This is a genomic window from Streptomyces sp. NPDC051913 (genome assembly GCF_044593635.1).
Classification (GTDB): Bacteria; Actinomycetota; Actinomycetes; order Streptomycetales; family Streptomycetaceae; genus Streptomyces.
The window spans coordinates 16296-36607 of the sequence record NZ_JBIUCI010000032.1; the positions used below are offsets into that span (position 1 = coordinate 16296).

Below are 20312 nucleotides of genomic sequence, written 5' to 3' on the forward strand. Positions count from 1 at the left end.
CGATGGCCCGGAACAGGTGAGGGCCGGTCTGGAGGCGACCGGGTATCTCGTCGACGAGGGGCTGGCCGTCGCCTGCTTCCTGGCCCTGCGGCTGGCCCGGCCGATCTTCTGCGAGGGCGACGCGGGCGTCGGCAAGACCGCGCTCGCCGCCGCCCTCGCCGAGGCGCTCGGCGCCCCGCTGATCCGGCTCCAGTGCCATGAGGGCATCGACGCCTCGCAGGCCCTGTACGACTGGGACTTCCCCCGTCAGCTGCTGCATCTGCGAGCCGCCGAGGCGGCGGGGATCACGGATGCCGAGCGGCTGGAGAGCGAGCTGTACGACCGGCGTTTCCTGGTCGCTCGGCCGCTGCTGCGGGCGTTGGAGACGCAGCCGTCGGTGCTGCTGGTCGACGAGATCGACCGGGCCGACGACGAGTTCGAGGCGTTCCTGCTGGAGCTGCTCTCGGACTACGCGGTGACGGTTCCGGAGCTCGGCACGCTGCGGGCCGAGTCGCCGCCCGTGGTCGTGTTGACCTCCAACCGCACGCGTGAGGTGCACGACGCGTTGAAGCGGCGGTGTCTGTATCACTGGTTCGACCATCCCGGCTTCGGTCGTGAACTGGCCATTGTGCGGCTGCGGTTGCCGGGTGTGTCGGTGCGGTTGGCTGAGCAGGTGACTGGGCTTGTGCAGGCGCTGCGGGCTGAGGATCTTGTCAAGCCGCCCGGGGTTGCGGAGACCATCGACTGGGTGCAGGCGTTGGATGCGCTGGGGGCGAGTGAGGTGGATGCGGAGTTGGCGGTGTCCACGTTGGGGTCGGTTCTCAAGTATCGGGAGGATGTGGAGCGGGGGCGGGGGTTGGATTTCACCGCGTTGCTCAGTGTTTCCACGGAAGTTCAGTGATGGAGTCGTCTGCGGGTTCGTCGTGGCTGGTCGCGCAGTTCCCCGCGCCCCTGAGCGGCGTGGACGCAGGCCTTCTTGGATTTGCTCGGGCCCTTCGCGCGGCGGGGGTCGGCGCCAGTGCCGAGCGGGTGCATGCCTTCTTGCGGGCCGTGGATGTGCTGGGGCCCGCGCGGCGAACGGATGTGTATTGGGCCGGGCGGCTGACTCTCTGCGGGGAGCGGGACGATCTGGAGCGGTATGAGCGGGTGTTCGCCGCCTGCTTCGGCTCCGTCGAGTCGACGGCGCGCCCGCTGCCCGTCCTTCCCACCATAAGACTGCGGGCCGTCCCGCGGGACGCCGCCGGGTCTCGTACCACCACCCAACGCGAAGCCGAAGCACCTCCCATGGCCGCCCTCGCCGGTTCCGCCGAAGTGCTGCGCCACCGGGACTTCGCCCAGCTCAACGCCGATGAGAAGGCTCAACTGCACCGGATGCTCGCCGCGTTCGCGCTGCGCGGCGAGACGCGGCGCAGCGCGCGACGGCGGCCGGCCCGGCGTGGCGACGTCGATCCGCGTCGGACCGTGCGGGAGCTGTTGCGGCGCGGCGGTGAGCCCTCTCGGCTGCTACGGCACACCCAGGCCGATCGCCCCCGGCGGGTCGTGCTGCTGGTGGACGTCAGTGGATCCATGACGCCGTACGCCGACGCGCTGCTGCGGTTCGCTCATGCCGCCGTTCGGGGGCCGCGCACCGAGGTGTTCACGGTCGGGACCCGGCTGACACGGGTGACGCGGGAGCTCTCGCACCGTGATCCGGATCTGGCGATGGCCGCGGTGTCGGCGGCCGTGCCCGACTGGCGGGGCGGTACCCGGCTGGGCGTGTTGGTGCGTGAGTTCCTGGACCGGTGGGGGCAGCGCGGGATGGCTCGTGGTGCGGTCGTGGTGCTGCTGTCCGACGGGTGGGAGCGTGGCGATCCGGAGCTGCTGGCGGCCCAGATGCGACGCTTGCGGCGGCTGGCGCACCGGGTGATCTGGGCGAATCCCCGCAAGGCTCGCCCCGGGTACGCGCCCCTGGCCGCCGGGATGGCGGCGGCGCTGCCGAGCGTGGACGCGTTCGTCGAGGGGCACAGCCTGGCCGCTCTGGAGAGCCTGGCGGCGGTCGTGAGAGGAGCGGATCGTGCGTGAGATTCTGCCGGCGCTGAGCGCCTGGTACGCGGCGGGATCGCCGTTCGGGCTGGCGACCGTCGTCGCCGTGAGCCGTAGCGCGCCGCGGGACCCGGGGGCCGCGATGGCGGTCGGGCCCGGTGACGAGGTGGTCGGCAGTGTGTCCGGGGGATGTGTGGAGGGGGCGGTGTTCGAGCTGGCGCAGGAGGTGGTGGCGAGCGGCGAGGCGCGGTTGGAGACCTTCGGGTACAGCGACGAGGACGCCTTCGCGGTCGGTCTCACCTGCGGCGGCGAGATCACGCTGTTGGTGCGGCCCGTCACCGCGGCGCTGGACCCGTCGTTCGGCGAGGTCGCCGATTCCGTGGCCGCGGGTCGGCCGGTGACCGTGGCCACGGTGACCGACGGTCCGGCGCCGCGCGGCGCCACGCTCGCGGTGTGGCCGGACCGGGTCACCGGCACCCTCGGGGCGACCGGTCTCGAGGTGGCCGTCACCGCCGACGCGCGCGGTGAACTCGCCCTCGGGGCCACCGGGTTGCGGCACTACGGGCCGCACGGTGAACGGCGCGAGGACGCGGTGAGCGTCTTCCTGCACTCCTTCGCGCCGCCCCCGCGGATGCTGGTCTTCGGCGCCATCGACTACGCCGCCGCGGTCGCCCGGATCGGCGACTTCCTCGGCTACCGGGTCACGGTCTGCGACGCCCGCCCCGTCTTCGCCACCCCCAAGCGCTTCCCGCCGGGCGTGGAGGTCGTCGTGGACTGGCCGCACCGCTACCTCCAGCGGACGGACACCGACGAGCGCACGGTGATCTGCGTCCTGACCCACGACCCCAAGTTCGACGTCCCGCTGCTCCAGGAGGCGCTGCGCCGGCCCGCCGCCTACATCGGCGCGATGGGCAGCCGACGTACCCACGACGACCGGATGAAGCGGCTGGTCGACGGCGGCCTCACCGACCATGAGCTGTCCCGGCTGCGCTCCCCGGTCGGGCTCGACCTCGGCGCCCGTACCCCCGAGGAGGTGGCCGTCTCCGTCGCCGCGGAGATCGTCGCGCTGCGCTGGGGCGGCACGGGCACGCCGCTGACGGCGACCGCCGGGGCCATCCATCCCCAGGGAACCTGACGGAGGAAGTCATGGAACTGCACCACGAGTTCACCGTGCCCGTCCCGGTCGACGACGCCTGGCGGGCGCTCCTCGACATCGAGCGGGTGGCGCCCTGTATGCCGGGGGCGAGCGTCGAGGACTACGACGGCAAGACCGTGACCGGCTCCGTGAAGGTCAGGGTCGGTCCGATCACCGTGACGTACCGGGGCACCGCCGTCTTCGAGGAGCAGGACGACGCCGCCCACCGCATGGTGCTCATCGCCGGTGGCCGGGAGACCCGGGGCCAGGGCACCGCCCGCGCCACCGTCACCGGCACGCTCACCGCACAGGACGGCGGCGGTACGGCCGTGCAGGTGTGGACCGATCTGACGGTGACCGGGCGCCCGGCGCAGTTCGGGCGCGGGGTGATGGCGGAGGTGGGCGACCGGATCATCGGCCAGTTCGCCGCGTGCCTCGCGGAGAAGCTGGCCGCGGTGCCGGACGACACGGCGTCCCCCGCGGAGGAGGAGTCGCTCGACCTGCTGCGCACGGCCGGGGTGCCGCTCGCCCGGCGCCTCGCGCCGGTGGTCGTGGCGACCGTGGCGACGGTGCTGGTCGTGTCGCGGCTACGGCGGCGATGGCGGCGCTGAACCCCCCGCCGCCCGCCGGTTCACGCGTACCGTCGGTGATCCTCGACGACCTGCGCCAGATGGTCGAGGGCCGCCGTCACCCGCGCCGGGTCCTGCTGGAAGAACGGGTCGTCGGGTACCGGCAGCGATCCGGCGAGGGCCCAGCCGCGAGCCCGTGCCCAGGTGGCGTCGTCGGCGTCGACCGCGGCGCGGAAGGCGTCGCGAGCCCGCGCGGGCAGGAACATCCACGCCGGTTGCAGGTCGACCGCCGGATCGGCGACCGCGAGCGTCCCGAAGTCGATGACGGCGCTCAACCGGCCGTCCCGCATCAGCAGATTGCCGGTCGCGAGGTCGCCGTGGATCCACACCGGCGGCCTGTGCCAGGCCGGTGCGGCGAGAGCCGCCTCCCACACCTCCGTCACGGCGTCGATGTCGACCATCCCCGTCCCCCGCAGCGCCTCCAGCTTGGGCCGAACCCGCGCCTCGGCGGCCAGTGAGTCGCGCGGGTCGCCCATGGGGACGCCGCGGAAGGCGTTGCTCTGCTCGGGGCCGGGACCGCCGGTCGCGTCGATGTCCTGCAACGCGGTGACGAACCCGGCGAGGTCGAGGGCGGCCCGCACCGGGTCGGCGAGTGCCTCGGTGGTCGCCGTCTCCCCGTCCAGCCAGCGGTACACGGACCACGGGTAGGGGTAGCCCTCTGCGGGTTCGCCGATCTCCAGCGGCTCGGACACGGTCAGCGGCAGGTGCGGGGCGAGCTTCGGCAGCCAGCAGTGCTCGCGGGCCACCTGGCCCGCCCAGTGGGCGTACCGCGGCAGCCGTACGGACAACTCGTCGCCGAGGCGGAAGGTCGCGTTGTCCATGCCGGACTGCGGCACCGGGGCGAGCGGGAGGTGGGCCCATTGCGGGAACTGCGCGGTCAGCAGACGGCGTACGAGCGTGGTGTCGATCAGCACGTCCCCCATCTCAACGGGGTGACGGGGTCAGCGTCCAACGAATTAAGGGGTGGAGACCCAGCCTGGGACGTCCCGGCGTCGGCGAGGACTCCTGCTCCTGCGGCGGTGGTCAACGGGGCGGGAGAAGGTGCAGTTCGACGTCGCTCAGCCGGCCGTCGGCCACTTCGCAGGTCAGATAGCTGCACCGCGGCTGACGGCGGCGGTCCGTCGGGGAACCGGGGTTGAGCAGCCGCAGCCCGGTCGGGGCGGTGGTGTCCCAGGGGATGTGGCTGTGCCCGAAGACCAGCACGTCGGTCTCGGGGAAGCGGGCGGCGCAGCGTGTCTCGCGGCCCTGCGCGGGACCGGTCTCGTGGACCACCGCGAAGCGCAGGCCGCCGAGTTCGGCGTACGCGACCTCGGGCAGCCGGGCGCGCAGCGGCGGTCCGTCGTTGTTGCCGTACACGGCGACGAGCCGCCGGCTGAGGCGTTCCAGCAGATCGAGGGTGGCGGTGTCCACCCAGTCCCCCGCGTGGAACACCACGTCGGCGCGCGGGAGTTCGGCCAGGAGCGGCGCCGGAAGCTCTTTGGCGCGCTTGGGCAGATGTGTGTCGGACATCAGGAGCAGTCGCACGTGGTCAGACTATCCGCACAAGATCGTCAACCTTGACACGATCGGTATGTGTTCCGAGCGGTGGTCGAAACATCAACCGCCCCGGCGGCGGGTTAGCATCTGGCCACAAGCACCGCACCATGACAGAAACGACAAGCGACCCAAGGGGGACCGAGCTCATGCCGGTCAAGGTCAGCGTCGTCGTCCCCGTGTACAACCCCGGGGTCTACATCGAGGACTGCATCGCGTCTCTGAAGAGGCAGTCGCTGCCTCCCGACGAGTACGAAATGATCTTCGTCGACGACGGTTCCACCGACTCAACGCCCGGCCGGCTCGATGAGCTCGCTGCCGAGGACCCACGCGTCCGTGTCATCCACCAGGAGAACTCCGGCTGGTCCGGCAAGCCCCGCAACGTCGGGATCGAGGCCGCCCGAGGCGAGTTCGTGATGTTCGTCGACAACGACGACTACCTCGGCGACGAGGCCCTGGAGCGGATGTACGACTACGGCGTGGCCAACGGCGCCGATGTGATCGTGGGCAAGATGGCCGGCAAGGGACGCCCCGTGCCGGTCGAACTGTTCCGCCGCAACCGCCCGCGCGCAAGCGTCGAGAACGCGCCGCTGATCGACAGCCTCACCCCGCACAAGATGTTCCGACGGGCCTTCCTCGACGACATCGGCCTGCGCTTCCCGGAGGGCAGGCGGCGCCTTGAGGACCATGTCTTCATCGCCGAGGCGTATCTGCGCGCGGACAACGTCTCCGTGCTCAGCGACTACGTGTGCTACTACCACGTACGCCGGGACGACGCCTCCAACGCCGGCTTCCAGCAGTTCGAGCCGGCCGGGTACTTCAAGAACCTGCGCGAGGCGCTCGACGTCGTCGAGACGTACACGAAGCCGGGCGACCTGCGCGACCGGCTCTTCCGTCGCTGGCTGCGCAACGAGATGGTCGAGCGGATGCGCGGCAGGCGGCTGCTGGGGCTCCCCGAGGACTACCGGCGGGCACTGTTCGCGGAGATCCACTCGACCGTCGTGGACCGCTTCGGTCCCGGTGTCGCCGCCGGACTCCCGCCCGCCCAGCGGGTGGTGGCCGCACTGATCACGGCGGACCGCCTCGACGACATCGTCGCGTTCGCCGAGTGGGAGGCCGGAATCGCCCTGACGGCCGTCCCCGAGGGCGTCGAGTGGCAGGACGGGGTGCTGGAGGTGTCGCTGAGCGCCGAGTTCACCTCGGGCGGCGAGCCGATGCGGTTCCCCGCGCGAGGCGCCCTGGCGAAGGACGCTCCGCCGCTGGACGCCGCCGAGGCGATCGCCTGGGTGTGCGCCGACTCCGCCGCCCGTTTCGACCAGGCCGCGGGCGACCTGCTGCTGCGTGAACGGGCCAGCTCCGCCCAGCACTTCCAGCCCGTGCGGGTCGTCCGGGAGAAGGTGCCCGACAAGGGCGGCGACCGGGTACGCCTCGTGCTGCGGGCGTCCGCCTCCGTCGACCCCGCCACGGCGGCCGGCGGGACGGCGCCGGACGACGGCCTGTGGGACGCCTTCGTACGGGTCCGGCTGGGTGGCTGGACCAAGGAGTGCCGGCTCGGTCCGGCCCCGGCCGAGGACCGGCCCACACCGCAGGCCGGGGTGGCGGGCGGGCGTGTGGTCCTGCCGTACTGGACCCATCCGCACGGCAATCTCGCCCTCGACGTGGACCGGGCGACCAAGCGGCTCGGTCTCGACCGGGTCACGCCGGGCACCGTCGCGGTCGACGGGCCCCGGATCAGCACGGTCGTGCCGTTCCAGGTGGCCGAGGAGACGAAGGTGGTGCTGCGGCTCGGCGCGGCCGAGATCGTCGATGTGCCGGGCACCCTCTCCCCCGCCGACGACGAGAGCCTGGGCTCGGTGCTGGAAGCCGATCTGCCGCTGGCCGAGTTGAGCGGCGCGAGGTGGCGGGTGGCGCTCAGCCCGGTGCCGAACGCGCACGAGCCGCGTTTCCTCGTCCTGCCGCTCGCCCTGCGGGTCTCCGGCGAGACCGTCCGCGCGGTGGCCGCGCCCGGCCACGGCGGTGCGCGGCGGCTGGCCCGCAAGGTCAGGCGCACGCTCGGCAGGGTGCTGCGCGGGGCGGCGCACCGCGTCAGGAACCGCGGCCAGTAGCCGACAGCGACTGAGCGCGGCCCCCGTGAACTTCACGGGGGCCGCGCTCAGTTGTTCTCCCGGACGGGGACGCGGATCACTTCTTGGCGTAACGCGCCTTCAGGGCACTGCGCTTGTTGGTGCCCTCGGCGTTCTTGCCCTTCTCGATGATCACGAGGTTGTGGTAGAAGTGCACGCCCACGATGTTGAGGTCCGTGTAGCTGGGCTGGTAGTGCTCGTCCACGAACTCCTCGTAGTTCAGCCCGTCGGTCAGCCGCTTGAGCATCGCCATGCTGGTGTTCGGGTCGTCGAGGTCCTCGCTGCCCATCCACTCCGGCCAGTACGACGACTGCGTGTCCTCGACGACGTAGATGCCGCCGTCCTTGAGGCGCGGGAAGAGCGTGGCGAACGTGGTGAGCACGTGCGGGGGACGGTGGCTGCCGTCGTCGATGATGACGTCCAGGTCACCGATCTTGTCGGCGACGGCGTTCAGGGACGAGGGGTCGGACTGGTCGCCGATGAACGTCGTGATGCGGTCCTCGTCGACATGGGACTTGTCCTGGATGTCCATCCCGAAGATCTGCGCCTTCGGGAAGAACGCCTTCCACATGCGCAGCGAGGCGCCGCCCTGACCGGGCCGGTTGTAGCCGCCGATGCCGATCTCCAGGAGGTTGAACTCCTCGTTCTTCAGGTGCTGGAGATGCCGCTGGTAGTGCTGGGTGTAGCGGTGGGCCCCCCACTTGTCCGTCTTGAAGTGCACGGCGAGCTTGTTGAGATCGTGGGAGATCGCGGCCAGTCCGGTGGGCTTCTTCTTGACCGGCTGCGGGGGCTGGCCGGAGATACGTCGCTTCAGCTGGCGCACCACACGCACGTTCTTCTCACCCAACACGTTCTTCACAGTTGTTCTGATCGACATGGTTCGACGGGGTCCTTTCACAGGTGAACGGTCGGATGGTTCTCAGTGCGGGGTGGTGCGTCGCTTGAGCGGTTCCCACCAGGTGCGGTGGTCCCGGTACCAGGCGACGGTGTCGGCGAGGCCGGTCGCGAAGTCGTGCCGGGGCTCGTAGCCGAGTTCGGTGCGGATCTTCGTCCAGTCGACGGAGTAGCGCAGGTCGTGGCCCTTGCGGTCCTCGACGTGACGGACCCTGTCCCAGCCCGCGCCGCACGCTTCGAGGAGCAGGCCGGTCAGTTCCTTGTTGCTGAGCTCGGTGCCGCCTCCGATGTTGTACACCTCGCCGGCCCGGCCGCCGGTGCGGACGAGGTCGACGCCCTGGCAGTGGTCGTCCACGTGCAGCCAGTCGCGGACGTGGCGGCCGTCGCCGTACAGCGGGACGTTCCTGCCGTCGAGGAGGTGGGTGATGAAGAGCGGGATCACCTTCTCCGGGAACTGGTGCGGCCCGTAGTTGTTGGAGCAGCGGGTGACGCGGACGTCCAGGCCGTGGGTGCGGTGGTAGGCGAGGGCGAGCAGGTCGGAGGAGGCCTTGGAGGCGGAGTAGGGCGAGTTGGGCGCGACAGGGTGGGTCTCGGGCCAGGAGCCCTCGTCGATCGAGCCGTAGACCTCGTCGGTGGAGACGTGCACGAACGGTCCGGTGCCGTGCCGCAGGGCGGCGTCCAGCAGGGTCTGGGTGCCGACCACGTTGGTGAGCACGAAGTCGCCGGCCCCGGTGATCGACCGGTCGACATGGGACTCGGCGGCGAAGTGCACGATCTGGTCCGCGTCGGCCGTCAGCTCGTCGACCAGCTCCGCGTCCCGGATGTCACCCTGCACGAACTCCAGGCGGGGGTGGTCGAGTTCGAGGTTGTCCAGGGTGCCGGCGTAGGTGAGCTTGTCCAGCACGGTGATCCGCGGCGCGTCCGAGGACTCCGAGGCGAGGAGCCTGCGCACGTACTGGGAGCCGATGAAGCCGGCGGCGCCGGTGACGAGAAGCTTCATGAACGGATCTGCACCTTGCTGTGGTCTCCGAGCACCAGACGATGGGCAGCGGGCATACCGGTCGTCGGGGTCACTTCCACGTGACGGCCGATGAGGGAGGACTCTATACGTCCCACGCCCCGGATCGAGGAGTCCCTCAGCACGATCGAGAACTCCAACTCGCTGTCGGTGATGCGGCAGTTCTCGGCGAGGGAGGTGAAGGGGCCGATGTAGGAGTCCTCGACGACGGTGCCGGCGCCGATGATCACGGGTCCGACGATGCGGGAGTTGACGATCCGCGCGCCCTCCTCCAGGACCACGCGACCGACGAGCTCGGAGCCTTCGTCCACCTCGCCGTCGAGGCGGTGCTCGACGGTCTCCAGGACGGTGCGGTTGACCTCCAGCATGTCCGTGACGTTGCCGGTGTCCTTCCAGTAGCCCTTGATCTCCGTGGAGCGGACGTCGGCGCGTTCGTCGATCAGGTGCTGGATGGCGTGGGTGATCTCCAGTTCGCCGCGCCAGGAGGGGGTGATGGCGCGGACCGCTTCGTGGATCACGGGCGTGAACAGGTAGACGCCGACCAGGGCGAGATCGCTCTTCGGGGTCTCGGGTTTCTCCTCCAGGCCGATCACCTGGCCCGCGGCGTCGAGTTCGGCGACGCCGAAGGCGCGTGGGTCGGGGACCCGGGTGAGGAGGATCTGCGCGTCGGGGCGGTGGGTGCGGAACTCGTCGACGAGGGCGGCGATACCGCCGACGATGAAGTTGTCGCCGAGGTACATCACGAAGTCGTCGTCGCCGAGGAACTCCCGGGCGATCAGCACCGCGTGGGCGAGACCGAGGGGGCGCTCCTGGGGAATGTAGGTGACCTCCAGGCCGAACTTGGAGCCGTCGCCGACCGCTTCCTCGATCTCGGCGGCGGTGTCCCCGACGATCACGCCGACTTCGGTGATGCCGGCGGCCGCGATGGATTCCAGGCCGTAGAACAGCACGGGTTTGTTGGCCACGGGAACGAGTTGCTTGGCCGAGGTGTGGGTGATCGGCCGCAAGCGGGTTCCGGCACCACCAGAGAGGACAAGAGCCTTCATTTGGTTCACCTTAGACCCGTTCACCCGTTACCGACCGTGCGCGGTGCGGCTTGCATGCTACGAAAGGCCGAGGTGGCGCGGGGTGGATTCGATCAACTGGCGTCGTGCGCGATCGGTTCACGGTGCACTCGTACGAGTGGTCACAGCGTCACCTCGCTCCACACCTGCTTGCCGCCGCTGACCGGCAGGCTCCCCCAGGCCGCCGACATGGCCTCGACCAGCAGGATGCCGCGCCCGCCGGTGGCCTCCCAGCCGATGCTGGTGGGCTTGATCGGGGTGCGGGGCGAGGAGTCGGCGACGGCGACGCGCAGCCGGTGGTTGACCAGGGTGAGGTCGAGGCGGACCCGGCCGTCGGTGTGCACGAGGGCGTTGGTGACGAGTTCGGAGACGATGAGCAGGACGGCGTCCTGGGCGTCGCCGGTGACGTTCCAGGAGCGCAGGGTGCGCCGGGTGAAGCGGCGGGCGTGGCCGACGGCCTGCGGGACCCGCCACACCGTCCAGCTCTCGCGCAGCGGAAGCGAGGCCATGCCGTCGTAGCGGACCAGGAGCAGGGCGACGTCGTCGCTGCGGCGGGCGTTGCCGAGCAGGGCGTCGGCGACCAGGCCGAGGTGGGTGGGGTCGGAGACGGACAGCTCGCGGGCGAAGCGGTCCATGCCCTCGTCGATGTCGGAGTCGGCGGACTCCACCAGCCCGTCGGTGGTCAGCGCGATCAGGGTGCCGGGCCGCAGCCGCAGCGGGGTCATCGGGAAGTCCGCCTGGGCGACGACCCCGAGCGGCGGGCCGCCCTCGGCCTCGGCGATGTCGGTGGTGCCGTCCGGGTGCCGCAGCACCGGCGGGAGGTGGCCGGCCCGGACGCACCAGGCGGAGCCCTCCTCCATGTCGAGGTCGACATAGGCGCAGGTGGCGAAGAGGTCGGTCTCCATGTCCGTCAGGAGCCGGTTGGCGTGCGAGACGACCACGTCCGGGGGGTGGCCCTCGACGGCGTAGGCGCGCAGGGCCGTGCGCATCTGGCCCATGAGGGTGGCGGCGCCCGCGCTGTGGCCCTGGACGTCGCCGATGACGAGGGCGACGTGGTTGTCGGGCAGCGGGATCACGTCGTACCAGTCGCCGCCGAGCTCCAGGCCCGCCGTGCTGGGCAGATAGCGGGCGACGGCGGTCGCGCCGGGCAGTTTGGGCAGCCGGCGGGGCAGCAGCTGGCGCTGGAGCATGCCGACGAGTTCGTGTTCGGCGTCGAAGGCGTGGGCGCGCATCAGGGCCTGTCCGGCGAGGCCGGCGGAGGCGGTGAGCAGGGCGCGTTCGTCGGGGCCGAAGTCGTGCGGGGTGTCCCAGCCGATGAGGCAGGCGCCGGCCATGCGTCCGGCGGCGGGCAGCGGCAGGACGGCGAGGCCGCCGGGGCCGACCTCGGCGAGGGCGGGCTCCAGGGCGGTGCCGGCGGGCCAGATCTGGGCGCGGCCCTCGCTGAGGGCGGTGGCGAGGGTGGGCATGGCGCGCACGGGGGCGTCGGGCCACTCGGTGCGCCACTCCAGGCGCCACAGCTCGGGCCAGGACTCGGGGTCGGGCGGGTCGAGGACGGTGACGACGAGCCGGTCGTTCTCCAGCTCGGCCAAGGCGATGCGGTCGGCCCGCAGGGGCTTGCGCAGGGCGGAGACGACGGCCTGGCTCACGTCACGGACGGTGCCCGCGGTGGCGAGGGCGGCGGCCAGGCGCTGGACGCGGGCCACGTCGGTGACGTCGGAGCGCAGGGTGGAGGCGTCGGCGACGGTGCCGACGAGGCGGGCGGGCTGGCCCTCGCCGCCGGGCAGCAGCCGTCCGCGCAGTCTGAGCCACTTGGGTGGTCCGGTGGGCTGAAGGGCCCGGAACTCCAGCTCGCGGTCGCCCAGGGACATGTGGTCCGCCTCGGTGACCGACATCAGGGCGGGCAGGTCCTCGGGCACGGTCAGCGCCAGCAGGGTCTCCACCCGGCCGTCGAAGTCGTCCCGGCCCAGGGCGAACAGGTCGAGGATGTCGTCGCCGACCTCGACGCGCCCGGTGTCCATGGCGAGGCTGAACGCGCCGGCGGGCAGTTCCCCGCCCTCCGCGGCCTCGGCGGCCGGGACGGGGCAGGAGACGGCGTCGGCGAGCAGTTCCAGGCATTTGCGGTCGTCGGTGTCGAAGCCGTCGAGGCGCTCGCTCACGGCGACGAGACAGCCGCCGCCCCCGTCGCCGTGGGCGGGCAGGGCCGCCAGATGGAAGTCCCGGGACGGGACGCGCCGCGCCTCGGCGGACTCGGCGAGGTCCTGCGGGCCCAACCAGGCCGCCCGTCCGGTGCGGTGCACGTCGGCCACGGGGGATCCGCCGGCCCTGGGATAGCCGTCCCGCAGCCCGTACAGGGTCCGCGGTACGCCGACGGCCTCCACGAGGCAGAGCAGCTCGCCGTCGTCGCTGGGGGCGTACACGGCGGCGAAGGACGCCCTGGCGAAGACGAGTACCTGTTCGAGGACGCTCCGTAGTCGTTCGGGTGCGCCGGGACCGGCCGTGAGCGCTTTGAGGGCAACTTCGGCACGCAGCGTTCTCGTTCTGCGTCCCGCAGCTCCCTCACTGACCACGTCCGCCATTACAGCGCTTATGCGGCACCCGCGCAGCCCCTGTGACCGTTCCGTGGAGTCTCTGCGGGGACGGCGCGGGGGCGAGGCTCGAAAGTCGCCGAACAAGTCTTTACGCATGCGTTCCGCACGGTGATCTCGTGACAGCGGCGACTGTCCGCACCCCGTGCCGCCGCTGGAAGCTCGTTGCCGGGCCAGGGAAGGGGAGGCATGGACAAGCGGTACGAGGTGTACGCGCTCGCCGACCGGCACTTCTACGACACGCCGGACCGGCTGTCCGCGGGAGCACGGCAGGCCACGCCCCTGTACGAGGCGGCGCGGCGCGAGGTACCGGAGGGCTGGGACGCGACACGGATCGGCGACTGGCTGACGCTGACGCCGCTGGGGACGGACGGTGAGCGGGTGGCCGGCCCGGCGCAGGGCTGGAAGGTCCACGCCTCGGCCACTCGGGCGAACGCGGAGCGGATCGCGGCGATCGTGTGGGACTACTGCGTGCCGCGGCGGATCCCGTTCAAGTTCGTGCCGGGACCGCATCTGCTGCATCTGCGCAACACCAAGTACGCGGCCCGCGACAGCAGCGGCAAGTTCGTCACCCTCTACCCGGCCGACGAGGAGCAGCTGCATCTGGTGCTGCGCGAGCTGGGGAAACTGCTCGAGGGGTTCGAGGGGCCGTACATCCTGACCGATCTGCGCTGGGGCGAGGGACCGCTGTACGTCCGCTACGGGGCGTTCGCACGCCAGTTCGTCGTCGACGAGCGGGGTTCGCTGGTGCCGGCGGTGCGCGACGGCGAGGGAACCCTGGTGCCGGACCGCAGGGCGCCGTCCTTCCAGGTCCCCGAATGGGTGACGCTCCCGGCGTTCCTGGCCCCGCATCTGGCGGCGCGCAACACCACGACGGTGGGCGAGCTGCCGTACCGGATCGAGAAGGCGCTGCACTTCTCCAACGGCGGCGGGGTCTACTCGGGCACCGACACCAGGGACGGCAGCAGAGTCGTCCTCAAGGAGGGCCGGCCGCACGCGGGCCTGGCCGCCGACGGGGCGGACGCCATCGCCCGCCTGGAGCGGGAGAAGGACGCCCTTGAGCAGGTGGCGGGGACGGGTGTGGTGCCGCGGGTGCGGGACTGGTTCACGCTCGGCGACCACCGGTTCCTGGTCATGGACTTCCTTGAGGGACGCCCGCTGAACTCTTTCTTCGCCGAGCGCCACCCGTTGCTCACCCCGGATCCCGATCCGACGGCCGTCGCCGACTACACGGCGTGGGCGCTGCGCGTGTACGACGGCGTCGAACGGGCCGTGGAGGCGATCCACGCGCGCGGGATCGTCTTCAACGACCTGCATGTCTTCAACATCATGATCGGGCCCGACGGGGAGTCGGTGTCGCTGCTCGACTTCGAGGCGGCGGCGCCGGTCGGCGAACAGGGCCGCCAGGTGGTCGCGCACCCCGGCTTCTTCGCCCCGCCGGACCGCACGGGCGTCGACGTCGACCGTTACGCGCTGGCCTGTCTGCGGATCGCCCTGTTCCTGCCGGTCACCACGCTGTTCGTGGTCGACCGCGGCAAGGCGGCCCATCTGGCCGAGGTGATCTTGCGTCAGTTCCCGGACGTGCCGAAGGAGTTCCTCGACGACGCGGTCGCGGAGATCACCCGGGAGACCGGAACAGCGGTCCCCGCCCTGGTGAAGCCCTTCGTGGAACCCGCCGACTGGCCCCACAGCCGTGACTCCATGGTCAAGGCGCTCCTCGCCTCGGCCACGCCGGAACGCGACGACCGGCTCTTCCCTGGCGACATCACGCAGTTCAACGACGGCGGCGGCCTCGGCCTCGCACACGGCGCGGCCGGCGTCCTGTACGCCCTGGACGCGGTCGGCGCCGAGCGGTACGAGGAGGGCGAGCGCTGGCTGCTGGCCCGCACCGCGCCACCGCCCACCGGCACGCCGCTCGGGCTGTACGACGGGCTCGCGGGCGTCGCCCATGTGCTGGACCGGCTCGGCCACCGGCAGCGCGCCCTAGACCTGGTCGGCTCGATCCTCGCCGAGCGCTGGCAGAACCTCTCCTCCGACCTGCACGGGGGTCTGGCCGGTCTCGGCCTGGTTCTCGCCGAACTCGCCCGCACGAGCGGCGAGTCGGAGCTGCGGGACCGTGCCGCCGAGGCGGCCGACATCCTCGTACGACGTCTGGAGGAGCCTCTCGCGGACAGCCCCCGGCGGCGCCGGGCCGGGCTGATGCGGGGGGCGAGCGGGCCCGCGCTGTTCCTGCTGCGGGAGTACGAACGCACCGGTGAGGAGCGGCTGTTGAAGGCGGCCGGGACCGCCCTGCAACGGGACCTCGACGTCTGTGTGACGCACCCGAACGGCTCACTCGAGGTCGACGAGGGCTGGCGGACGCTGCCCTACCTCGGTGAGGGGAGCGCGGGCGTCGGCATGGTCCTGGACGACTATCTCGCCCACACCGGTGGCGAGTTGACGGACGTCAGGACCGGCATCCTGACCGCCGCCACCTTCCGCTTCTACGTACAGCCGGGCCTCTTCCAGGGCCGGGCCGGGCTGATCCTGCACCTCGCCCGCACCTCCACGCCGGGCGCCAGGGCACGGCTCGCCGAGCAGATCGACGGACTCGGCTGGTTCTCCATGTCCTACCAGGGCCAACTGGCCTTCCCCGGACACCAGATGATGCGGCTGTCGATGGACCTGGGCACCGGTACGGCAGGTTGCCTGCTCGCGCTCGGCGCGGCCCTCGACGCCGGGGCGGACCCGCATCTGCCCTTCCTCCCGCCGCTCCGGCGGCCCCCACAGCGCGGTTCCGTGAACTGACGGAATCGTGATCCGACCCCGTCCCCACAGGTGACGGCAACCCCGAAGAGAGGAAACCGACATGGCACTTCTCGACCTGCAGACCATGGAGTCCGACGAGACGACGGGCGGCGGCGGCGTCAGCAGCCTCAGCCTGCTCTCCTGCGTCAGCGCCGCGAGCATCACGCTCTGTCTCTGACGCACCTCGTGCCTCCAAGGCTCCGGGCGGCCCGCTCCCGCGAGGGAAGGGCCGCCCGGGGTCCCGCACGTACCGGGGAGGGCCCCATGACGACCGCACCGGCAGCGCGTACCACCACGACGGTGTTCGGGCCCCTGGGTCCGGCCCCCGCCCGGTGTCTGGCCCTGTGCCTGGTGAGCACGGCCGCCACCGGCGCCGGGCTGCTGCTGCCCGCCGTGCTGGGCCGCGCCCTCGACCTGCTGCTGGCCGGAGCCCCGGCGACCCGCTGGGTGGCGTACTGCGCCGCGCTCGTCGCGCTGCTCGCCCTGCTGGACGCGGTCGAGACCGTGCTCGGCGGCACCCTCGACGCCCGCACCACCTCCTGGCTGCGCAGGCGCCTGACCGGACATGTCCTGGCCGTCGGCCCACGCGCCGCCGAACGCTTCGGCCCCGGCGACCTCGTCGCCCGCCTCGTCGGCAACGCCGCGCAGGCCGGCACCGCGCCCACCGCCCGCGCCGCCCTGCCGGCCGCCCTCGCCGGACCGGTCGGCGCACTCGTGGCCCTCGCCCTCATCGACCCGTGGCTCGCGGCCGTACTGCTGGCCGGGGCACCCGTACTCGCGCTGCTGCTGCGCGCCTTCGCCCGCGACACCCGGGAGTGTGTCGCCCACTACCAACGGGAGCAGGGACGCATCGCGGCGGCTCTCTCGGAGGCCGTCGGCGGCCACCGCACCATCCAGGCGGCCGGTAGCGCGCAGCGGGAAGCCGAACGCGTCCTGCGGCCGTTGCCCGAGCTGTCGCGGGCCGGGCACCGCATGTGGCGGGTGCAGGGGCGGGCCGCGGGCCAGTCCGTCGCCGTCGCCCCGCTGCTCCAGCTCGGTGTCGTCGCCGTCGCCGGGCTGTTGCTCGCTTATCACCGGCTCACCGTCGGCGAGTTGCTCGCGGCCTCGCGGTACGCGGTGCTCGCCGGCGGCGTCGGCATGCTCGTCGGGCAGCTCGCGAGCATCGCCCGCGCCCGCGCCGCCACCGGCCGCCTCACCGAGGTGCTGGCCGAACCCGCCCAGCCGTACGGAGACCGGCGGCTGCCCGCCGGACCCGGTCGGTTGGAACTGCGCGGGGTCACCGCGCGTCGGGGCGGACGGGTGGTCCTCGACTGCGTCGACCTCGTCGTGCCCGGCGGGACGACCCTCGCCGTGGTCGGCCGGTCCGGCGCCGGCAAGTCACTGCTGGCCGCGCTCGCCGGGCGGCTCGCCGACCCGGACGCCGGGGAGGTCCTCCTGGACGGCGTCCCGCTGGGGGAGTTGACCCATGACGAGCTGCGCGGGGCGATCGGCCACGCCTTCGACCGGCCCGCGCTGCTGGGCGGCACCCTGGAGGAGGAGATCGGCCTCGGGCCCACGCCCCTCTCCCCCGCGCGCGTACGGGAAGCGGCCCGCACCGCGCACGCGGACGACTTCGTCAACCGGCTGCCCGCCGGGTACGCCACACTCTGCGCCGACGCCCCGCGCTCCGGCGGCGAGGCCCAACGCCTGGGCCTGGCCAGGGCGTTCGCCCACGGCGGTCGGCTCCTCGTACTCGACGACGCGCTCTCCAGCCTCGACACCGTGACGGAGGCCCAGATCACCGCGTCCCTGGTGGGCTCCGCCACGCACGGCACCCGGCTGCTGGTCGCCCACCGGGCGGCGACCGCGGCCCGGGCGGACGCGGTGGCGTGGCTGGACGGGGGACGGGTGCGGGCGGTGGGTCCGCACGCCGAGTTGTGGCAACTGCCGGACTACCGCGCCGTGTTCACGGACGGGGAACAGCCGTGATCACCCGGCGGGGGCTGCGCTTCCTGCGGGACCGGTGGCGGGTCGTCGCACGACTGGCCGCCTGGTCGGTGCTGGAGACCGGGCAGACGTTCCTCACCGGCTACGCCCCCGCCCGCGCCCTGGACGACGGGTTCCTGGCGGGACGGGCGGGCGTCGGACTGGCCTGGCTCGGCGTCGCCGGGATCGGGGTCCTGGTCGGGGCGTTCGGCACGGCCCGGGTCTACGGCGCGGTGGCCGAACTGGTCGAACCGCTCAGGGACGGCTTGGTGACCCGGGTCGTGGCGCACGGCGTACGGGAGGGCGACCGCAGGGCGCTGTCCGGGCTCACCCAGCAGACCGAGATCGCCCGGGACACGTTCGCGGGGCTGGTCATGGTGTCGCGCTCGTTCGTGTTCACCGCGGCCGGAGCGCTGATCGGCCTGTTCTCGCTCGCCGCACCCCTCCTCCTGGTCGTCGGGCTCCCGTTGCTCGCCGGAGTGGCCCTGTTCCTGACGACGCTGCGTCCGCTGGCCCGCCGCCAGGAGGTGTTCCTGGTCGCCGACGAGGCGCTCGCCGAACGCTACGGGGCCGTCTGTCCCGGCCTGCGGGACATCACCGCGGCCGGGGCGGAGGAACGGGTCGCCGCCGACACCGGGTGCCACGTCGACGCCGAGCGGCGGGCCGCGACCTCGCTGGCCCGCTGGGGCGTCCTGCGGGTGGCCGCGCTGACCATCGGCGGCGAACTCCCCATCGTGCTGCTGCTGTTGGCCGCGCCCTGGCTGCTCGGTCACGGCGTCACGCCGGGCGCCCTGGTCGGCGCGCTCTCCTACGTCACCCAGTCCCTGCTGCCCGCCCTGCGCAACCTCGTCCACGGCCTGGGCACCAGCGGCTCACGGCTGGCGGTGGTGCTGCGCCGGCTGGTCCGCGAGGACGGTACGACGTCCGCCACCCCGACGGGCCAACTGCGGCGTCCCGCCGAAGATCCGCCGCCCGGCATCCCCGCCCTCACCCTCAAGTCGGTCACCTTCTCCTACGGCCCCGCCGCGGCCCCCGTCGTCGACGGCCTCGACCTCGAACTCCGCCCCGGTGCCCATCTCGCCGTCGTCGGCCCGAGCGGCATCGGCAAGTCCACGCTCACCGCGCTCGTCGCCGGGGTGCTGGAGCCCGGCAGTGGCGTGATCCGGGTGTGCGGGTACCCGGTGCCCGGGGCCGAGGCGGCGGCCCGCCGGGTCCTGGTCCCCCAGGAGGCCTATGTGCACTCCGGCACCCTCGCCGAGAACCTCGGGCTGCTGCGCCCCGACCCGGTGCCCGAGGCAGAGTTGCTCGCTGCGGCCGAGGCGGTGGGATTGACGCCCCTCCTGGAGGCGCTCGGCGGCCCCGCCGCGACGGTCGACCCGGTGGCGCTCTCCGCGGGCGAGCGGCAGCTGATCGCCCTCACCCGGGCCCATCTGTCGTACGCCCCGCTCGTCCTCCTGGACGAGGCGACCTGTCATCTCGACCCGCGTGCCGAGGAACGTGCGGAGCGGGCCTTCGCGGACCGGCCCGGGGGCACGCTGGTGGTCGTCGCGCACCGGATCAGCTCGGCGCGACGGGCCGACCGGATCCTGGTGATGGACGGCCGGACGACGCAGTACGGAACACATGACGCGCTGCTGGAGCGCTCGGCGCTCTATCGCGACCTCGTCGGGAGCTGGTCGCCGCAGCCGTCACAGCCAGCCCTCTCCCTGGGAGATCCGGATCGCGTCGATGCGGTTGCGGGCGCCGGTCTTGCGGGTGATGGCCGCCATGTAGTTGCGCACCGTCCCGTGGGACAGGTGCAGGCTTCCGGCGATCTCCGCGACGGAGGCGCCCTCGGCGGCGAGGGATAACACGCTCAGCTCGCGACGGGTCAGCGGCATCTCGGCGGCCTTGAGGAAACCGAAGCCGAGCGAGTCGTCGATGAAACGTTTTCCTTCGGCGACGCGGCGGATCCCGTGAACCAGGCGGTCCGGCGAGCCCTCCTTGTCGACGTAGCCGAGCGCCCCCGCCTCCACGGCCCGTTTCAGCAGGCCGGGGCGGTTCGCGCTGGCGAGCACGAGGAGCCGTGGCGGTGCCGCCCCGCCCGATCTGGCGTCCAGCTCACCGAGCGGTGGGATGCCGTAACTGTCCGAGCACTCCAGGTCGGCCGCGCAGACGTCCGGCCGCAGGGTTCGCAGCCGGCCCGGCGCGCTGCGCCACGGGGCGTCTTCCACCCCCAGGTCGGGTTCCCTGCGTAACCACTCCGCCAGGACCGACCTGACCAGACACTCGTCGTGCACCAGAAGAACCCGGATCACTGCCCGTCCCCTCGCGTTGCCGTTCGCCGGTTCCATGGGTGAGAAGCGACTGCCCCATTGTTCGCGTCCCGCACCTTCCCCGGGCGCGAAGAACCGGCCATCAGGTTGCGCGGGGGCGCACTGGCGGCTCCCGTACGCCGTGCCGCGCTTCGAATGGAGGGGCATGGGGTGAGGGGGAGGGGGTATAGGGCGGGGCGGCCGTGGGGGGTGGCTGCGGGGCGGGGTGCGGGAGGGGGCCGGCCGCCCTCGGCAGGCCGGGCGGGGGCCCGGCGGCTCGCCGC

The 20312-nt window shown here is 72.4% G+C and carries 15 protein-coding genes and 1 pseudogene; 9 read left to right on the forward strand and 7 right to left on the reverse strand.

Features of this window, described 5'->3' with window-relative positions:
- Nucleotides 1-16 precede the first annotated feature (16 nt).
- Genes ACIHIX_RS46110 through ACIHIX_RS46125 form a run of 4 tightly spaced genes read left to right on the forward strand, consistent with a single transcriptional unit; the run spans nt 17 to nt 3747 of the window.
- The gene (locus ACIHIX_RS46110; protein ID WP_399966664.1) at nt 17-880 is read left to right on the forward strand and encodes an AAA family ATPase; all 864 of its coding nucleotides are present in this window, start codon (nt 17-19) and stop codon (nt 878-880) included.
- Nucleotides 880-2040, forward strand: coding sequence for a VWA domain-containing protein (locus tag ACIHIX_RS46115; RefSeq protein ID WP_399966665.1), 1161 nt, complete (start codon nt 880-882; stop codon nt 2038-2040). The genes ACIHIX_RS46110 and ACIHIX_RS46115 overlap by 1 nt, the downstream gene beginning before the upstream one ends.
- Entirely contained in the window at nt 2033-3136 is a 1104-nt protein-coding gene (locus ACIHIX_RS46120) for an XdhC family protein (protein WP_399966666.1), read from the forward strand. Before ACIHIX_RS46115 ends, ACIHIX_RS46120 begins: the two co-directional genes overlap by 8 nt.
- A gap of 11 nt (nt 3137-3147) precedes the next feature.
- Nucleotides 3148-3747 carry an SRPBCC family protein gene (locus ACIHIX_RS46125; protein ID WP_399966667.1) on the forward strand — a complete coding sequence of 200 codons (600 nt, stop codon included), beginning with the start codon at nt 3148-3150 and terminating at the stop codon, nt 3745-3747.
- 20 nt (nt 3748-3767) lie between these two features.
- Here ACIHIX_RS46125 and ACIHIX_RS46130 read toward each other — a convergent pair whose 3' ends face one another.
- Together ACIHIX_RS46130 and ACIHIX_RS46135 are read right to left on the reverse strand one after the other, a co-directional pair.
- Nucleotides 3768-4688 carry an aminoglycoside phosphotransferase family protein gene (locus tag ACIHIX_RS46130; protein ID WP_399966668.1) on the reverse strand — a complete coding sequence of 307 codons (921 nt, stop codon included), beginning with the start codon at nt 4686-4688 and terminating at the stop codon, nt 3768-3770.
- Nucleotides 4689-4788: 100 nt separating this feature from the next.
- Nucleotides 4789-5289, reverse strand: a complete 501-nt coding sequence (locus ACIHIX_RS46135) for a metallophosphoesterase family protein (protein ID WP_399966669.1) — start codon at nt 5287-5289, stop codon at nt 4789-4791.
- A gap of 158 nt (nt 5290-5447) precedes the next feature.
- Here ACIHIX_RS46135 and ACIHIX_RS46140 point away from each other — a divergent pair, with 158 nt between their 5' ends.
- A complete protein-coding gene (locus ACIHIX_RS46140; protein WP_399966670.1) occupies nt 5448-7403 on the forward strand; it encodes a glycosyltransferase family 2 protein in 1956 nt (651 codons plus the stop codon).
- A gap of 76 nt (nt 7404-7479) precedes the next feature.
- Here ACIHIX_RS46140 and ACIHIX_RS46145 read toward each other — a convergent pair whose 3' ends face one another.
- From ACIHIX_RS46145 to ACIHIX_RS46160, 4 genes are all read right to left on the reverse strand, one after another.
- On the reverse strand, nt 7480-8298 hold the full coding sequence (locus tag ACIHIX_RS46145; protein ID WP_399966671.1) for a hypothetical protein: 819 nt from the start codon (nt 8296-8298) through the stop codon (nt 7480-7482).
- Between the two features lie 42 nt (nt 8299-8340).
- The gene (rfbB, locus tag ACIHIX_RS46150) at nt 8341-9315 is read right to left on the reverse strand and encodes a dTDP-glucose 4,6-dehydratase (protein ID WP_399966672.1); all 975 of its coding nucleotides are present in this window, start codon (nt 9313-9315) and stop codon (nt 8341-8343) included.
- Entirely contained in the window at nt 9312-10379 is a 1068-nt protein-coding gene (locus ACIHIX_RS46155; RefSeq protein WP_399966673.1) for a glucose-1-phosphate thymidylyltransferase, read from the reverse strand. Before ACIHIX_RS46155 ends, rfbB begins: the two co-directional genes overlap by 4 nt.
- Before the next feature lie 140 nt (nt 10380-10519).
- Complete coding sequence (locus tag ACIHIX_RS46160; RefSeq protein WP_399966698.1) at nt 10520-12964, reverse strand: SpoIIE family protein phosphatase; 2445 nt, start codon at nt 12962-12964, stop codon at nt 10520-10522.
- Between the two features lie 207 nt (nt 12965-13171).
- Here ACIHIX_RS46160 and lanKC point away from each other — a divergent pair, with 207 nt between their 5' ends.
- From lanKC to ACIHIX_RS46180, 4 genes are all read left to right on the forward strand, one after another.
- A complete protein-coding gene (lanKC, locus tag ACIHIX_RS46165; protein WP_399966674.1) occupies nt 13172-15769 on the forward strand; it encodes a class III lanthionine synthetase LanKC in 2598 nt (865 codons plus the stop codon).
- Between the two features lie 61 nt (nt 15770-15830).
- Entirely contained in the window at nt 15831-15947 is a 117-nt protein-coding gene (locus ACIHIX_RS46170) for a SapB/AmfS family lanthipeptide (RefSeq protein ID WP_329342519.1), read from the forward strand.
- An 86-nt stretch (nt 15948-16033) separates the two neighbouring features.
- Nucleotides 16034-17737: an ABC transporter transmembrane domain-containing protein gene (locus ACIHIX_RS46175; RefSeq protein ID WP_399966675.1), complete on the forward strand. Its 1704-nt coding sequence runs from the start codon at nt 16034-16036 to the stop codon at nt 17735-17737.
- The gene (locus ACIHIX_RS46180) at nt 17737-19584 is read left to right on the forward strand and encodes an ATP-binding cassette domain-containing protein (RefSeq protein ID WP_399966699.1); all 1848 of its coding nucleotides are present in this window, start codon (nt 17737-17739) and stop codon (nt 19582-19584) included. Before ACIHIX_RS46175 ends, ACIHIX_RS46180 begins: the two co-directional genes overlap by 1 nt.
- Here ACIHIX_RS46180 and ACIHIX_RS46185 read toward each other — a convergent pair.
- Nucleotides 19507-20196, reverse strand: a pseudogene (locus tag ACIHIX_RS46185) (LuxR C-terminal-related transcriptional regulator); the annotation flags it as partial. The gene ACIHIX_RS46180 and the pseudogene ACIHIX_RS46185 sit on opposite strands and share 78 nt — an antisense overlap.
- Nucleotides 20197-20312 lie beyond the last annotated feature (116 nt).

What these genes read in the sequence shown, in the direction of transcription:
- ACIHIX_RS46115 (WP_399966665.1), top strand. Translation starts at nt 880, where the DNA reads ATGGAGTCGTCTGCGGGTTCGTCGTGGCTGGTCGCGCAGTTCCCCGCG.
- ACIHIX_RS46145 (WP_399966671.1), bottom strand. Translation starts at nt 8,298, where the DNA reads ATGTCGATCAGAACAACTGTGAAGAACGTGTTGGGTGAGAAGAACGTG.
- ACIHIX_RS46130 (WP_399966668.1), bottom strand. Translation starts at nt 4,688, where the DNA reads ATGGGGGACGTGCTGATCGACACCACGCTCGTACGCCGTCTGCTGACC.
- rfbB (WP_399966672.1), bottom strand. Translation starts at nt 9,315, where the DNA reads ATGAAGCTTCTCGTCACCGGCGCCGCCGGCTTCATCGGCTCCCAGTAC.
- ACIHIX_RS46155 (WP_399966673.1), bottom strand. Translation starts at nt 10,379, where the DNA reads ATGAAGGCTCTTGTCCTCTCTGGTGGTGCCGGAACCCGCTTGCGGCCG.
- ACIHIX_RS46170 (WP_329342519.1), top strand. Translation starts at nt 15,831, where the DNA reads ATGGCACTTCTCGACCTGCAGACCATGGAGTCCGACGAGACGACGGGC.
- ACIHIX_RS46175 (WP_399966675.1), top strand. Translation starts at nt 16,034, where the DNA reads ATGACGACCGCACCGGCAGCGCGTACCACCACGACGGTGTTCGGGCCC.
- lanKC (WP_399966674.1), top strand. Translation starts at nt 13,172, where the DNA reads ATGGACAAGCGGTACGAGGTGTACGCGCTCGCCGACCGGCACTTCTAC.
- ACIHIX_RS46125 (WP_399966667.1), top strand. Translation starts at nt 3,148, where the DNA reads ATGGAACTGCACCACGAGTTCACCGTGCCCGTCCCGGTCGACGACGCC.
- ACIHIX_RS46140 (WP_399966670.1), top strand. Translation starts at nt 5,448, where the DNA reads ATGCCGGTCAAGGTCAGCGTCGTCGTCCCCGTGTACAACCCCGGGGTC.